This window comes from Nocardia cerradoensis NBRC 101014, from assembly GCF_000308535.1.
GTDB classification, from domain to species: domain Bacteria; phylum Actinomycetota; class Actinomycetes; order Mycobacteriales; family Mycobacteriaceae; genus Nocardia; species Nocardia cerradoensis.
Genome location: NZ_BAFW01000013.1, coordinates 14,777 through 29,584, shown reverse-complemented (window position 1 = coordinate 29,584; position 14,808 = coordinate 14,777). Strand labels below are relative to the sequence as shown.

Sequence of the window (14,808 nt, the reverse complement as noted above, 5' to 3'; positions counted from 1 at the left end):
CGGGCCGGTGCGCGCTGTTGTCGCGGAGCCGGGCCGCGGCGTTTCGGCCCACCCGGGACGCGAGGCCACCTATTCTAATATAGGGTTGCCTAACCTATCTAAGGCAGCTTCGATACTGCGCAGCTCGACCCGTGAGGCGATACCCGTGACTTCGATATCCCCCGCTCAGCAGGACCTGCTCGACGGTTTCGTACCGTTTCCGGCCGAACTCGCCGAGCGCTACCGAGCCGCGGGCTACTGGCGCGGCGAACCGCTGGGCGACCTGCTGCGCGACGCCGCCCGCACCGGGCCTCAGCGTCCCGCCCTGCATACCGAGGCCGGACCGATCGACTATGCCGAGCTCGATCGCCGCGCCGACCGCACGGCCCACGGGTTGCTCGCCGCCGGACTCGAGCCCGGCGACCGCGTCGTGGTCCAACTGCCCAACGTGACCGAATTCGTCGAGGTGCTGTTCGGGCTGCTGCGCGCCGGAATCGTGCCGGTACTGGCCCTGCCGGCGCATCGGCAGGCCGAGATCGAACATCTGACCCGGCTCTCGGGCGCGGCCGGCTACATCGTGGCCGACAAGGTCGGCGACTTCGATTACCGCGAACTGGCGGCCGCGGTGGCCGAGCGGGTGCCGTCGTTGCGCACGATCTTCGTCCTCGGTGATCCCGGCGCCTATGTCGACCTGAGAACGGTTGCGCGCGACGGTGGTTCGCTGCCGGCCGTCGACGCGTCCGGGATCGCGGTGATGCTCGTTTCCGGCGGCACCACCGGCCTGCCGAAACTCATCGCCCGCACCCACGACGACTACCACTACAACGCCCGCACCAGCGCCGAGATCTGCGCGCTGACCTCCGACGACGTGTACATGGCGACACTGCCGGCCGCGCACAACTTCCCGCTGTCGTGCCCGGGCATTCTGGGCGCGGTCGCGGCGGGCGCGTCGATCGTCATGCTGGCCGACCCGAGTCCGGAGAACGCGTTCGCGACCATCGAACGTTACGGCGTCACCGTGACGGCGGTGGTACCGCCGCTGGCCCAATTGTGGTGTGCGGCAGTGGAATGGGAGGAAGCCGACCTCTCCAGCCTGCGGCTGTTGCAGGTCGGCGGCGCGAAATTGGCCGAGGTCAACGCGCGCGAGGTGTCTCCCGCACTGGGCGCGACACTGCAGCAGGTGTTCGGCATGGCCGAGGGGCTGATCAACTACACCCGCCTCGACGATCCCGAGGAAACGATCGCGGTCTCGCAAGGACGCCCGCTCTCCCCGGCCGACGAGGTCCGCGTGGTCGACGGCGAAGGCAACGACGTCGCGCCCGGCGAGGAGGGCGAACTCCTCACCCGCGGCCCGTACACCATCCGCGGCTATTACCGCGCCCCGGAACACAATTCCCGCGCCATCACCCCCGACGGCTACTACCGCAGCGGCGATCTGGTGCGGCAACTGCCGAGCGGGCATCTGATCGTCTCCGGCCGGATCAAGGATGTGATCAACCGCGGCGGCGAGAACATCTCCTGCGACGAACTCGAGGAACACCTGCTGGCCCACCCCGCGGTCCGTCATGCTGCCGCGGTCGGCCTGCCGGACGCGGCCCTCGGCGAAAAGGTCTGTGCCGTACTGGTGATCGACGGCGAGATGCCGAGCCTGGTCGAGATCAAGGAGTTCCTCACCGCTCGCGGCCTGGCGACCTACAAACTGCCCGACATCCTCGAGCAGGCCGACGCGCTGCCGTTCACGGCTGTCGGCAAGATCGACAAGAAGGTCCTGCGGGCCCGCTACGACACCGAGTCCGCGACAGCATCGCACTGAACCTCGCCGCCGAACAGCCTTGTCGCCGAACCGGACTCGGCGAACGGCCACGGTACGACGAAGCCCGGCGGGAACTCCCGCCGGGCTCGGTCCACGTTCCCCCGCGTCAGGCTTCGACGACGTACGGCGCTACGCTGCCCAGCTTTTCGCAGGTCTCGGTGAATTCGCGCTCCGGGCGCGACTGCGAGACGATGCCGGCTCCGGCGCGCAACCACGCGCCCTCCGTGGTCTGATAGATAGCCCGCAGCACCAACGTCGCCTCCAGCGCACCGTCGGCCGAAACGGTCACCACCGCACCGGAATACAGGCCACGGGCGTCGTGGTCGAGGCGGAACACCGCGTCCACGCCGGTGCGCTTGGGGATGCCCGAAGCGGTCACCGACGGGAACAGCATTTCCAGCGCATCCCAGGCACTCTTGTCCCCGGCGAGGGTGCCGCGCACGGTGGAGGCCAGATGTTGCACGCTGCCGCGTTCACGCACCGCCATGAAATCGGAGACGGCGGTACTGCCCGGCTCGGCCACCGCGGCGATCTCGCCGAACGAGGTCTGCACCGAGATGGCGTGCTCGACGATTTCCTTCGGATCACCGACCAGTTCTTCGCGGGCGGCGGCGTCGGCCGTCTCGCCACGGCCGAAGGCGCGGGTGCCGGCCAGCGGCTCGGTGGTCACCACCCGGTGCCGGTCGACCGAGGCCACCAGTTCGGGGCTGAATCCGGCCGCCTCCAGGCCGCCCAGCCGCAACAGGAACGAACGCGCGGGCGTGTTGTTGGCGCGCCCGAGCCGATAGGTCTGCGGAACGTCCACGGGGAAGGGCAGATCCACCTTCCGCGACAGGATCACCTTCTGATATCGCCCGGCCCGGATCTCGTCGACCGCCTCGGCGACCCGGCCGCGGTAGTCGGTGGGGTCGATGGTGACATCCACCGGCCGCGCCGGGGCCGGAGGTTGCGCACTCGCCTGCGCGATCAGTTCGTGGATCTCCGCGGTCTCGCGGGGCGTCGCACCGGACACCCGCACACCGGAGGCGTCGATGCGCACCTCGATGCGCGGAATCATCAGATGCGCCAAAGTGGTTCGGGCCGGTACGTGCGCGTCGGCGCCCAGCGCCCAGGCGCAGAATTCGAATCCGATCCAGCCGTAGGCGTTGCGTCCCTGCAGCGGGAGCGCGGCCAGCGCCGCGTCGATCACCGCGGCCGGACGCCCCTGCCACGGCTCGACGGTGGCCCGGCCCTCCCATTCGACACGCAGTTCGCCGGAATCCAATTCGATGCTGCCGATCGGATCGGCGGCGAACACCCAGCCGTCGGGGCCCTCGTACCCGACGTACTCGCCGAAGCGGTCGGCCGCGGCGAGTGCCGCCATGGCGTCGGCGGGTGCGATCGCCGGCGCCGTGCCCGTCACCTCCGTCCCCGGTGCCAGCTGTCCTGTCGCCCCCGGACCGTCCCCGTAACCGTTTCGCACCCGCTCGTCCGTGGTCGACACCGTTCCTCCAAGGTTATGCTTACCTAACTACAAGAGGTGAGGTTAGCATTACCTGGCCTTCCCGGTATTGTGCCGGAGCACACATCGGACTCGCTTTCCGAGCGTCGTGGCCAACTTCCTGCGCGAATCCGCTTCCGCGAGCTTGAATGGTGGAGCGCCGTCGAGGAGGGGCCCGCCATGATCGATCACGCCGCCGGCAATCCGGCTCCGAGTACCGCGAAGGATCTGCCACGCTCGGCGGTCGCCCTGGTCGATGCGGTGTCGCCGGTGGAACGCGAACTGATCGGCGGCTGGCTCGCCGAGGGCGGGATCGCCGCCGAACTCGGCATCGACGCTCCCGTCACGCAGATCGACCTGGACGCCACCGCCATCGCCGCCCGGCTCGTCGGCCGCCGCGACGATCCCATCGTGATCCCCATCCGGGTGCTGTGGCTGCCGCCCGAACGAGACGGGGTGCGGCGCACCACCTTCGCCGATCTGGCGCTGCTGAGCGATCCGCGCCGGCCGCACCGGCTGCTGCAGCGCCGGCTGGTGAACAAGGCGCCCGACCGGCATCTCATCCTCACCGGGCAGCCCGCCCGGCTCAGCGATCTGCGCGCGAACAACCCCGGGGCCGCGGAAAGTTCGGAACCGTTCGCGCGGGCGATCGTCCGCGCGGGCACGGTGGCGCTCGAACGGGCCGAACGATCGGTGATCGGCGACCGCTACAAGGTCCCCCGGATGGTGGTCGAGGAGATTCTCGACTCCCCCGACTTCCTGCGCCGCCTCGACGCCATCGCCACCGAAACCGGTACCGAACCCCGGGAGGTGTACCGGCGGGCCGAGAAGGCGCTGCGGGAACTCGTCGCCGCGCAGAGCCGGTTGATCTCGGATCTGTTCACCCAGGCGATGCGGCCGGTGCACGCCTCGGCCTGGAAGATCGACTGCGACCGGTCCGGGCTGGCCGCGCTGCGGCGGCTCAATCGCAACTACCCGCTGGTGTTCCTGCCCTCGCACCGTTCCTACGTGGACGCGTTCGTCCTCGGCGACGCGTTGGCGCGCAACGACTTTCCACCCAACCACGTGATCGGCGGGGCCAATCTCAGCTTCTGGCCGATGGGGCCGATCGCGCGCCGCACCGGCACCGTCTTCATTCGCCGCAGCTTCGGCGACGACGAGATCTACAAGGCCGTGGTCGAGGAGTACTTCGCCTATCTGCTCGCCAAACGCTTCAATCTGGAGTGGTACTTCGAGGGTGGGCGCACCCGTACCGGGAAGTTGCGCCCGCCCCGGTTCGGACTGCTGAACTATCTGGCCTCGGCCATCCGTTCGCGGCGTATCGACGATGTGATGCTGGTTCCGGTGTCGATCACCTACGAGCGGCTCAACGAACTGGGATCCATTGCGACCGAACAGGTCGGCGGCGCCAAGAAACCCGAGGGGCTGACCTGGCTGGCCCGCTACATCCGCAGCCAGCAGCACTCCGCCGGGCGGGTCTACGTCCGCTTCGGCGCGCCGCTGTCGGCGCGCGACCGGCTGGCCGCCCACGGCGATCCGATGCAGCCGATCGCGGAATCCCTGGCCCCGGAACCGGAGGAAGTGGCGGACCGCCAGCGCAAAGCCGTGCAGCGCTTGGCCTTCGAGGTGGCGGTCGGCATCAACGCGGTCACGCCGGTCACGGTCAACGCGCTGGTGACGCTGACCCTGCTCGGTGTGCACGAGCGCGCGCTCACCCTCGGCGAGGTGCGTCGGACGCTGGAGCCGGTCTGCGGGTACATCTCACGCCGCGCGCTGCCGACCGGCGAGCTGGATACGCTGAACGACGATCAGGGTCTGGCGGTGGTTCTGGAACAGCTGTCGCTGGCCAAGGTGGTGACGGTGTACCGGGGCGGGCTGGAACCGGTGTATTCGATCGAGGCGGGCGCCCATCTGGAAGCCGCGTTCTATCGCAACAGCGCCGTGCACTGGTTCGTGAACCGCGCGATTCTGGAATTGGCGATTCTGGAGGTCGCCGACCAGCAGGCCGGCGCCGCACCCGGGATCGAGGTCATCTGGGATGCCGCCTACCGGCTGCGCGACCTGCTCAAATTCGAGTTCTTCTTCCCCGACCGGATCGAATTCGCGGCCGCGATGAGCGCGGAAATGCTGCTGCTGGACCGCGAGTGGGAGCAGCGCGAAAGTGCCGCGGAACTGGTCTGCGCGCTGGCCGATTCGGGATTCATCATGGCGCACCGCGTGGTGCGCTCGTTCTTCGATGCCCAGCTCGTGGTGGCCGAGCGCCTGGCCGCCGCCGATCCGGCCGCACCGCTGGACCGCAAACAGTTCATCGACGAATGCCTGGCCGTCGGACGCCAGATGCTGCTGCAGCAGCGGCTGCACAGCACCGAGTCGGTATCGTCGGAATTGTTCTCCAGCGCGTTGAAACTCGCGGAGAACCACGGCCTGCTCGATCCCGGCACCCCGGACCTCGCGCAGCGTCGCCGCGAGCTGGCCGACGAGCTGCGCACCATCGGCGCCCGCATCTCCCGCGCCGCCGCCCTCGACCCGTCCAATCGCGCACCGCAGGGGACAGTGTGAACCTTTCCGAAGCGATTTCCGCCATCCGGACCGGGCCACAGGGCCCGCGGGTAGCGGCCGTCTTCGACTTCGGCGGAACGGTGGTCGCGGGCTTCGCGCCCGCCGCCGCACCGCTGCGCCTGCTGCGCGGACGCGACTCGCGCCGGGCCCTCACCGACACCCTGCTGTACAGCATTCGCGGTTCCCGGACCGAGGGCGAGTACGAGCGCTTCCTGCAGCGCGTCGCCCGGGTATGGGTGGGCCGTTCCGAACAGGAGCTGACCGAACTCGGCGAACAGCTGTTCCGCAGCACCGTGTACGGGCACGTGTATCCCGAAGCGTGGCAACTGATCCGGGAGCACGAGGCGGCCGGGCATACGGTGGTGATCGTCACCAGCCTCACCCGTTTCCAGGTGCTGCCGGTGGCCCGCGAACTCGGAGTGGACCATGTGCTCTACACCGCGATGGCCACCGCCGACGGGGTGCTCACCGGCTTCACCGAGGGAAAACCGCTGTGGCGCACCGAGAAGGCCGCGGCGGTGCGCCGCTTCGCCGCCGAACACGATATCGATCCCGCGGACAGTTACGCCTATGCCGATGCGGCCCCGGATGTTCCGCTGCTGGAGACGGTCGGCCATCCGGTCGCGGTGAATCCCGGTCCGCGGATGTCGATGACCGCCGGTGAACGCGACTGGCCGACCCTGACCTTCAAACCGCGGGATCCCGCGGGTGTCACCGACTTCGCCCGTACCGCGGTAGGTTTCACCGGATTGCTGAGCGGCGCCGCCTTCGGGGTCGCCTCCCGCGCGGTCACCCGCCGCCACCGCGCGATGGCCGACGCCATGATCGCCACCGCCGCCGACGCCACCCTGCGCACCACCGGCGTGCGGGTGCGGGTGGTGGGCGCCGAGCATGCCCGGCAGCCGCGTCCGGCGGTCTTCCTGTTCAATCACCAGAGCCAGTTCGACATGGTGGTGCTGGCCGCGGTGCTGCGCTCGGGATTCACCGCGGTGGTGAAGAAGGAGGTCACCACCAACCCGGTCTTCGGCCCGCTGCTGCGGTTCGCCGAGGCGACCTTCATCGATCGCTCCGACACCACCGGTGCGAAGGCGGCGCTGAAACCGGTTGTGGACACCCTGCGCGGCGGACTCTCGCTCGTGGTGGCGCCGGAGGGCACGCGCTCGATGACGCCGCGGATCGGCCCGTTCAAGAAGGGCGCCTTCCACATCGCGATCGAGGCCGGAGTGCCGATCATTCCGCTCGTCATCCGCAACGCGGGCGAAATCGCCTGGCGGAATTCGGCGATCGTGCGCAAGGGCACGGTGGACGTGGCGGTGCTGGCACCGATCGATGTGAGCGGCTGGGATCCACAGGATATGGACGCCGACATCGCGCGCGTGCGGCAGTTGTTCGTCGATACGCTGCGAGACTGGCCGGTCGACGCGGCGGTGGAGGCGGTGCCCTGAGCTCCGGACGCCGCAGCCGTCAGACGCGGCGGCCGAACAACAGCTTCCACGGCATCAGTGCCGATTCCAGCTGCACCTTCAGGCTCATCTTCGACGCGCCCTTGGTGCGCTCCTCGAAGCGGATCGGCACCTCGGCGATCGAGATGCCCTGCTTGATCGTGCGGTAGTTCATCTCGACCTGGAACGAGTAGCCGTTGCTGTGGATGGAGGCCACATCGATGGCGCGCAGCGTATCCGCCTTCCACGCCTTGAATCCCGCGGTCGCGTCCTTGACGCCGAGCCGCAGGATGGCGTTGACGTAGAAGTTCGCCCACGCCGACAGCGCCTTGCGGTACCACTTCCACTCGGCCGCGGTGGAGCCGCCTTCGACGTAGCGCGATCCCAGCACCACACCGGCATCGGAGGTCTCGAGCTTCTCCAGCATGGCCGGAATCACCTCGGCCGGGTGCGAGAGGTCGGCGTCCATCTGGATGACCACGTCGGCGCCCTGGTCGAGGGCCGCGGTGATGCCGGCGATGTAGGCGCGGCCGAGGCCGTCCTTCTCGGTGCGGTGCAGCACATCCACCACCGACGGCAGTTCGGCGGCCAGTTTGTCGGCGACCTCGCCGGTGCCGTCCGGGGAGTTGTCGTCGACCACGAGAACATGCAGATCGGCAACCGGTAGCGCGGTCAGCCGCTCCACCGCCACCGGCAGGTTCTCCCGCTCGTTGTAGGTCGGCACCACCACGGTCACCTTCACAAGTCGCCCTCCACTCGATTCGACCTGACTGCGCGCCCCCGGATCCGGGCACGACGTGCTCTGGAGAACCGTAGCCCACCCACCTGAGAGGGCACGAGCGGCTCAGTCTCTCCCGTCGCGGGCATCCTCGCGGGCATTGCGTTCGCGCACGATCTCGAGCGCCCGCTCGGCGGTGGCGCGGTCCGGATACGGCCCCATCCGATCGGCGAACCAGCACCGCTTGCCCTGTTCGGCGCGGTGATGTTTGAGGCAGTAGTACCACTGATCGTCGGAATCGCCCATGCCGATCATCGTCGCATCCGGCGCCCGGCCTGTCAGGAAACCGGCGAATCCGCACGTCGGACTGTCTCGGCTACGACCGAGCGGCGGCTGTGGCCCTTGACACACCTACGCGTTGAATGTACGTTCATTCACAACAAATGCCAGTTCACTCATCGCGGCGGCGATCCGCTCGCCGACTCTTCGGAGCAGAAGGAAGCGCAATGGATTTCTCGACCTACTCCCAGCTCACGTTCAAACGCCTGGACGACGGCGTCCTGCTGATCACCATCGACCGGCCGGAGAAATACAACGCCGCCGACGAGCAGATGCACGCCGAGCTGGCCCGGGTCTGGACGGATGTCTCCACCGATCCCGAGACCCGGGTCGCGGTGATCACCGGCGCCGGGAAGGCGTTCTCCGCCGGCGGTGACCTGGCGATGGTCGAGCGCATGGCCGGCAACCACGAGCGGGTGGCGAACATGCTGCAGGAGATGAGCGACCTGGTCTACAACATGATCAATTGCGAGAAGCCGGTCGTCGCCGCGATCAACGGCGTCGCGGTCGGCGCGGGACTCGTGGTGGCCCTGCTCTCGGATATCTCGATCTGCGCCGAGGACGCCAAGCTGGGCGACGGGCATGTGAAGCTCGGCGTGGCCGCCGGCGATCACGCGGCGATCCTCTGGCCGCTGCTGTCCGGTATGGCCAAGGCCAAGTACTACCTGCTGACCGGCGAGATGGTCGTGGGCGCCGAGGCCGAGCGCATCGGCATGGTCACCAGCGCGGTGCCGCGCGAACAGGTGCTCGACGACGCCCTGGCGGTCGCGAACACACTGGCCGGCGGTTCCCAGCTGGCCATCCGGTGGACGAAGAAGGCACTCAACAACTGGCTCAAGCAGGCCGGTCCGATCTTCGACCAGTCCGCCGCCTACGAAATGCTCTGCTTCATGGGCCCGGATGTCATCGAGGGCTATACCGCCCTGCGCGAGAAGCGCGCCCCCGAATTCCCCTCCGCCCGCGCGGTCACCGGTAAGTGAGGAGCCGAACATCATGAGCGACAACACCATTGCGGTAGTCACCGGAGCCGGCTCGGGCATCGGCCGGGCGATCACCCTGGCCCTGGCCGCGCGCGGCGACCGGGTCGTGGCCGCCGATCTGGATCTCGACGCCGCCAAGCGCACCGCCGAACAGCAACCCGATCGCATCGTCGCGATGAAGGTCGACATCGCCGACGCCGCGCAGGTGCAGGCCCTGCGCGATCAGGTGCACGCCGAGGTCGGTGTGCCGAACATCCTGGTCAATGCCGCCGGCTGGGATCGCACCGACACATTCCTCAATGCCACACCGGAATTCGCGCAGAAGGTGGTCGCGATCAACTATCTGGGGCCGGTGCACATGTGCAGCGCGTTCCTGCCGGGCATGGTCGAGGCCGGCGGCGGGCGGGTGGTCAACCTGGCCAGCGACGCCGGACGCGTCGGCAGCTCGGGCGAAACCATCTACGCCGGCGCCAAGGGTGGCGTGATCGCCCTGACCAAATCGCTGGCGCGCGAGATGGCCCGCTACTCGATCACCGTCAACTGCGTCTGCCCCGGCCCGACCGACACGCCGCTGTTCCAGGCCCAGGACGAGAAGTTGAAACAGGCTCTGATCAAGGCGATCCCGTTCCGCCGCCTCGCCCGGCCGGAGGAGGTCGCCGCCCCGGCCCTGTTCTTCGCCTCCCCCGACGCCTCGTTCATCACCGGTCAGGTGCTCAGCGTCAGCGGCGGACTCACCATGGCCGGCTGAGCGCCGAGCCGACTTCGGAGGACCAGATGTACGACGCCCACGCCTACCGGCAGTACTTCGAACACGATTTCACCTATCTCAACGGTTTCCGGCGCAACGTCCACCGCTACGCCCACCACCCGGCGATCGAGGATCCGGCGACCGGGACCACCGTCACCTACGCCGACCTGGGCGACCGGGTCGACCGGTTGGCCACCGGCCTCGCCGACGCCGGTGTCGAGCCGGGCGACGTCGTGGCGTATCAGCTGTTCAACGGGGTCGAGTTCGCCGAGCTGTATCTGGCGACGCAGGCCGCCGGGGCCGTCGGCTCGCCGATGAACTTCCGGCTCGCCGCCGGTGAGACGTCCTACATCCTCGCGTCGAACCGCCCCCGGGTCTTCGTCTACGACACCGATCTCACGCCGATGGTGCGAGAAGCACTGGAGCGCAGCACGTTCCGGCCCGAACTGCTGGTGGCGTCGGGTCCGGGCGAGCCGCTGCCGGGCGCGGTCCGCTTCGACGAGTTGTTCGCCGCGACGGCGCGGCCGCTCCACACCCAGCGCACGGTGTGGGACGAGACCACCCGCCTCTACACCTCCGGCACCACCGGGATGCCGAAGGGCGTACCGCTCAACAGCCTGGTGGAGATCTTCAGCGCGCACGACGTCGTCATGCATTTCCCGTTGTCGCCCGAGGACAAGACGCTCAACATGACCCCGTGGTTCCACCGCGGCGGTTTGTATTGCGCCGGCCCGAATCCCACGTTCTACCTGGGCTCGACCCTGGTGCCGATGCGCGCCTTCGACGCCGACACCACCCTGGACCACGTGCAGCGCTACGGGCTGACCTTCCTCATCGGCGCGCCGACCAATCTGGCCATGCTCGCCCACGCGCAGGAGACGAGGCGGCGCGATCTGTCGAGCCTGCGCGGGATCGTGACGATGGGCGCCCCGCTGGAACGCGAGGCGGCGCTGCGGTATCAGAAGGTGTTGAATCCCAACATCTTCAACGGTTACGGCAGTACCGAAGGTTTCTGGAACACCTTCCTGCGGCCGACCGATCTGCCGGCCATGGCCGGGACAGCCGGGCGCGCGTGCATCGACGACGACGTGGCGGTGGTGCGGGTGCTCGACGACCGGCTGGCCGAGCCGGAGGAGACCGTCGCCAAGGACGGCACGGAAGTGGGCGAGGTCATCGTCCGCTCCCCGAAGGGCGCCAATGCCTATGTCGACTCGCCCGAACAGGAGGCCCGCAAGTTCCATCGCGGCTGGTTGTATATCGGTGACCTCGCCACCTGGGACGAGCAGGAATTCGTCACCATCGTCGGACGGAAGGACGACATGCTGCTGTCCGGCGGCGAGAACGTCCATCCCGTCCAGGTCGAGGAGGCGCTCAACGAACATCCCGGCGTAGACGACTGCCTGGTGGTGGGCATTCCCGACGAGCGCTGGGGGCAGGTGGTGGTGGCCTATGTGGTCGCCGCCGAGCCCGGAGTGGGCGTGGCCGAACTGGATCGGCACTGCCGCACCCATCCCATGCTCTCGGCGTTCAAGCGTCCACGCGCCTACCGCTTCGTCGATTCGCTGCCGGTGTCGGCCACCGGCAAGAAGTTGCACTACAAACTCACCGAACAGGCCCGCGACGATGCCGCGGCCGGCCTGTTCACCTATCCGGACAAGGAAACCGCATGAGCGCGAAACGTCCCCCCGCATTCGACGCACTCGACCCGCTGGCCCTCGATTCGCTGCTGACCGAGGACGAGCGGGCCGTGCGCGACAGTGTGCGCGGCTTCTGCGCCGAACACGTCACCCCGCATATCGCCGACTGGTTCGAAGCCGGCGACCTGCCCGGCGCGCGCGATCTGGCCCGCGAATTCGGCAGACTCGGTGTGCTCGGCATGCACCTCGAGGGATACGGATGCAGCGGCGCCTCGGCCGTGCACTACGGCTTGGCCTGTCTCGAACTCGAGGCCTGCGATTCCGGTATCCGGTCGCTGGTCTCGGTCCAGGGCTCGCTGGCCATGTTCTCCATCTGGAACAACGGTTCGGAGGAGCAGAAGCGGCGGTGGCTGCCCGGGATGGCCGCGGGCGAGATCATCGGCTGCTTCGGCCTCACCGAACCGGATGTCGGAAGCGATCCGTCGGCCATGCGGACGCGCGCCAAGCGCGACGGTGACGACTGGATTCTCAACGGGCGCAAGATGTGGATCACCAACGGCTCGATCGCCGATGTCGCGGTGGTGTGGGCCGATACCGACGAGGGCATCCGCGGGTTCATCGTGCCCACCGACACCCCGGGATTCAGCGCACACACCATCAAGCACAAGTTGTCGCTGCGTGCCTCGATCACCAGCGAACTGGTCCTCGACGACGTGCGCCTGCCCGCCGAGGCGATGATGCCCGAGGGCCGGGGTGTGAAGGCGCCGCTGTCGAGTCTGTCCGAGGCGCGCTACGGCATCATCTGGGGTTCGATGGGTGCGGCGCGCTCGGCCTGGCAGGCGGCTCGCGATTATTCGATGCAGCGCAACCAGTTCGGCCGACCGATCGCCGGATTCCAGCTGACCCAGGCCAAACTCACCGATATGGCCGTCGAACTGCACAAGGGGCAGCTGCTTTCGCTGCATCTGGGCCGGCTCAAGGATTCGGTGGGACTGCGCCCCGAACAGGTGAGTTTCGGCAAACTCAACAACACCCGTGAGGCGATCGAGATCTGCCGCACCGCGCGAACCATCCTCGGCGGCAACGGTATTTCGCTCGAGTATCCGGTCATCCGGCACATGGTGAATCTCGAATCCGTGCTCACCTACGAGGGGACGCCGGAGATGCATCAACTCGTGCTCGGCCAGGCCTTCACCGGCCAGAACGCCTTCCGCTGACAAGAGGTCTCATGAACGCACGACTGGAGTACGACTCCGAACACCGCCAATTCCGTTCCGTGGTACGCGATTTCGTTCGGCAGACGGTCACACCGGCCCACGAGGACTGGGAACGGGCCGGCTGCCTGGACCGATCGTTGTTCACCGAGGCGGGCAAGCTGGGCCTGCTCGGCTTCCCGGTCCCGGAGCGCTTCGGCGGTCCGGGGGTGGAGGATTTCCGCTACCACGCCATCGTGATCGAGGAGATCACGCGGGCGGGTGCGGCCGCGGCGGGTATCGCGTTCTCCCTGCAGAACGATGTGGTGCTGCCCTATCTGACCGATCTCACCGACGAGGAGCAGAAGGCCCGCTGGCTGCCCGGCGTCGTCACCGGCGAGACCGTCCTGGGGATCGCCATGACCGAACCGGGTACCGGCAGCGACCTCACCGGAATTCGCACCACCGCCGTCCGCGACGGCGAGCATTACGTGGTCGACGGCAGTAAGACCTTCATCTCGAACGGGCAGAACGGTGATCTGTTCGTGGTCGCGGTCCGCACCGGCGAGGACAAGCACAAGGGGCTGACCCTGCTGGTCGTCGAGGCCGGCACACCGGGATTCGGCCGCGGCCGCAACCTGGAGAAGATCGGCCTGCACGCCCAGGACACCAGCGAACTGACCTTCACCGAGATGCGGGTGCCGGTGGCGAATCGGCTCGGCGCGGAGGGCGAGGGCTTCTATCAGCTGGTGCGGAATCTGCCGCAGGAGCGGCTGTCGCTGTCGGTCGGCGCGGTCGCGGCCGCCGAGGGTGTGCTCGCGCAGACCCTGGACTACGTGCGCGAACGCAAGGCCTTCGGCACCTCGGTCGCGAGTTTTCAGAACACGCAATTCGTGCTCGCGGAGTTGGCGACCGAACTCGATATCGCGCGGACCTTCCTCGACGACTGCCTCGCCGAACACATCACCGGCGGCCTCACCGCGGCCCGCGCCGCCCGGCTGAAATGGTGGACCACCGAATTGCAGATGCGGGTGGCCGACCGCTGCCTGCAACTGCACGGCGGCTACGGCTATATGCGCGAATACGCGGTGTCGCGGGCGTTCGTCGACGCGCGAATTCAGAGCATCTACGGCGGCACCACCGAGATCATGAAGACCATCATCGCGAAGGAGCTGGGCATCTGATTCTCGGTGGACCACTCTAGAGTTGAGTGAACCGTCGTTCATTCGACTGCGCAGATACGGAAGGGTAGGCCCGATGGCGAAGCGATCCGCACCGATGGAAATCGAGGAGGCGGTGCGTGCGGTGCGAACCAGTTCGCGCCGGCGCCAACTCCTCAACGCGGCCGTCGCCGTCATGCAGACCACAGGCTTTCATCAGATGTCGATGCAGGCACTCGCGGATCAGGCCGATGTGAGCGTCGGGCTCATCTACAAGTACTTCGGCGGTAAGGAAGACCTGCTGCTCGCGGCCATCGTCGACATCCTCGACGCCTTCCGGGACGAATTGGATCCGGCCATGGACGCGGTCGGCGACGATCCGGTGGAGCGACTCGTCGCCGGTTTCCGCCACTATGTGGAAATCGTCGACGAGAACCTCGACGCCGTGGTTCTGACCTATCGGGAGAGCCGGACCCTCGATCCGCAAGGCCGCGAACGGATCAAGGAACTCGAGGTGGAAACCTCGGCCCCGCTGCGGGCCGCGGTCGAGGCGGGAATCGCGGCCGGGCTGATGAACGACCTCGATCCGGATCTCGTCGTCTTCAACCTGATGATGCTCGCCCACGCCTGGGCCCTCAAACATTGGCATTTCGCGCCGCGCTACACCGTCGAGCAATACATCCGGGCACAGGTGCGTTTCGTGCTGCCCACCCTGCTCGCTCCGGCAGTCGCCGAGCGCTATCGACATCTCATGGAGTGA

12 protein-coding genes are annotated in these 14,808 nt (G+C 67.9%); 9 read left to right on the top strand and 3 right to left on the bottom strand.

Annotated features, from left to right (window positions below; translation table 11 throughout):
* Nucleotides 1–145: 145 nt before the first annotated feature.
* A complete protein-coding gene (locus ON23_RS03095) occupies nt 146–1,792 on the top strand; it encodes a (2,3-dihydroxybenzoyl)adenylate synthase (protein ID WP_051041889.1) in 1,647 nt (548 codons plus the stop codon).
* Nucleotides 1,793–1,898: 106 nt separating this feature from the next.
* Here the strand turns inward: ON23_RS03095 and ON23_RS03090 are convergent, their stop codons facing one another.
* Nucleotides 1,899–3,155, bottom strand: coding sequence for a salicylate synthase (locus tag ON23_RS03090; RefSeq protein WP_083903664.1), 1,257 nt, complete (start codon nt 3,153–3,155; stop codon nt 1,899–1,901).
* A 297-nt stretch (nt 3,156–3,452) separates the two neighbouring features.
* Here ON23_RS03090 and ON23_RS03085 point away from each other — a divergent pair, with 297 nt between their 5' ends.
* Both ON23_RS03085 and ON23_RS03080 read left to right on the top strand, forming a co-directional pair.
* Nucleotides 3,453–5,831 (top strand): glycerol-3-phosphate 1-O-acyltransferase, encoded by a 2,379-nt coding sequence (locus ON23_RS03085; protein ID WP_083903659.1) that lies wholly within the window; start codon nt 3,453–3,455, stop codon nt 5,829–5,831.
* Nucleotides 5,828–7,276, top strand: coding sequence for an HAD-IB family hydrolase (locus ON23_RS03080; protein ID WP_039776129.1), 1,449 nt, complete (start codon nt 5,828–5,830; stop codon nt 7,274–7,276). Before ON23_RS03085 ends, ON23_RS03080 begins: the two co-directional genes overlap by 4 nt.
* Before the next feature lie 19 nt (nt 7,277–7,295).
* On the opposite strand, the gene ON23_RS03075 is transcribed toward ON23_RS03080, so the two are convergent.
* Together ON23_RS03075 and ON23_RS03070 are read right to left on the bottom strand one after the other, a co-directional pair.
* Nucleotides 7,296–7,997 carry a polyprenol monophosphomannose synthase gene (locus tag ON23_RS03075; protein ID WP_039776167.1) on the bottom strand — a complete coding sequence of 234 codons (702 nt, stop codon included), beginning with the start codon at nt 7,995–7,997 and terminating at the stop codon, nt 7,296–7,298.
* A 120-nt stretch (nt 7,998–8,117) separates the two neighbouring features.
* Nucleotides 8,118–8,297, bottom strand: coding sequence for a hypothetical protein (locus ON23_RS03070; RefSeq protein ID WP_036497946.1), 180 nt, complete (start codon nt 8,295–8,297; stop codon nt 8,118–8,120).
* Between the two features lie 200 nt (nt 8,298–8,497).
* Between ON23_RS03070 and ON23_RS03065 the strand changes: the two genes are divergently transcribed.
* The 6 genes from ON23_RS03065 (at nt 8,498) to ON23_RS03040 (ending at nt 14,808) form a co-directional block, all read left to right on the top strand.
* On the top strand, nt 8,498–9,310 hold the full coding sequence (locus tag ON23_RS03065) for an enoyl-CoA hydratase/isomerase family protein (protein ID WP_039776127.1): 813 nt from the start codon (nt 8,498–8,500) through the stop codon (nt 9,308–9,310).
* A 13-nt stretch (nt 9,311–9,323) separates the two neighbouring features.
* Complete coding sequence (locus tag ON23_RS03060) at nt 9,324–10,058, top strand: SDR family NAD(P)-dependent oxidoreductase (protein WP_039776125.1); 735 nt, start codon at nt 9,324–9,326, stop codon at nt 10,056–10,058.
* 26 nt (nt 10,059–10,084) lie between these two features.
* Entirely contained in the window at nt 10,085–11,728 is a 1,644-nt protein-coding gene (locus tag ON23_RS03055; RefSeq protein ID WP_039776124.1) for a class I adenylate-forming enzyme family protein, read from the top strand.
* Nucleotides 11,725–12,912 carry an acyl-CoA dehydrogenase gene (locus ON23_RS03050; protein WP_039776121.1) on the top strand — a complete coding sequence of 396 codons (1,188 nt, stop codon included), beginning with the start codon at nt 11,725–11,727 and terminating at the stop codon, nt 12,910–12,912. The genes ON23_RS03055 and ON23_RS03050 overlap by 4 nt, the downstream gene beginning before the upstream one ends.
* 11 nt (nt 12,913–12,923) lie before the next feature.
* Nucleotides 12,924–14,072 (top strand): acyl-CoA dehydrogenase family protein, encoded by a 1,149-nt coding sequence (locus ON23_RS03045; RefSeq protein WP_039776119.1) that lies wholly within the window; start codon nt 12,924–12,926, stop codon nt 14,070–14,072.
* 73 nt (nt 14,073–14,145) lie between these two features.
* Complete coding sequence (locus ON23_RS03040; RefSeq protein WP_039776117.1) at nt 14,146–14,808, top strand: TetR/AcrR family transcriptional regulator; 663 nt, start codon at nt 14,146–14,148, stop codon at nt 14,806–14,808.

Excerpts from the sequence above, each read along its gene's own strand:
- ON23_RS03050 (WP_039776121.1), top strand. The coding sequence starts at position 11,725 with ATGAGCGCGAAACGTCCCCCCGCATTCGACGCACTCGACCCGCTGGCC.
- ON23_RS03090 (WP_083903664.1), bottom strand. The coding sequence starts at position 3,155 with ATGGCGGCACTCGCCGCGGCCGACCGCTTCGGCGAGTACGTCGGGTAC.
- ON23_RS03060 (WP_039776125.1), top strand. The coding sequence starts at position 9,324 with ATGAGCGACAACACCATTGCGGTAGTCACCGGAGCCGGCTCGGGCATC.
- ON23_RS03045 (WP_039776119.1), top strand. The coding sequence starts at position 12,924 with ATGAACGCACGACTGGAGTACGACTCCGAACACCGCCAATTCCGTTCC.
- ON23_RS03055 (WP_039776124.1), top strand. The coding sequence starts at position 10,085 with ATGTACGACGCCCACGCCTACCGGCAGTACTTCGAACACGATTTCACC.
- ON23_RS03065 (WP_039776127.1), top strand. The coding sequence starts at position 8,498 with ATGGATTTCTCGACCTACTCCCAGCTCACGTTCAAACGCCTGGACGAC.
- ON23_RS03040 (WP_039776117.1), top strand. The coding sequence starts at position 14,146 with ATGGCGAAGCGATCCGCACCGATGGAAATCGAGGAGGCGGTGCGTGCG.
- ON23_RS03085 (WP_083903659.1), top strand. The coding sequence starts at position 3,453 with ATGATCGATCACGCCGCCGGCAATCCGGCTCCGAGTACCGCGAAGGAT.
- ON23_RS03070 (WP_036497946.1), bottom strand. The coding sequence starts at position 8,297 with ATGGGCGATTCCGACGATCAGTGGTACTACTGCCTCAAACATCACCGC.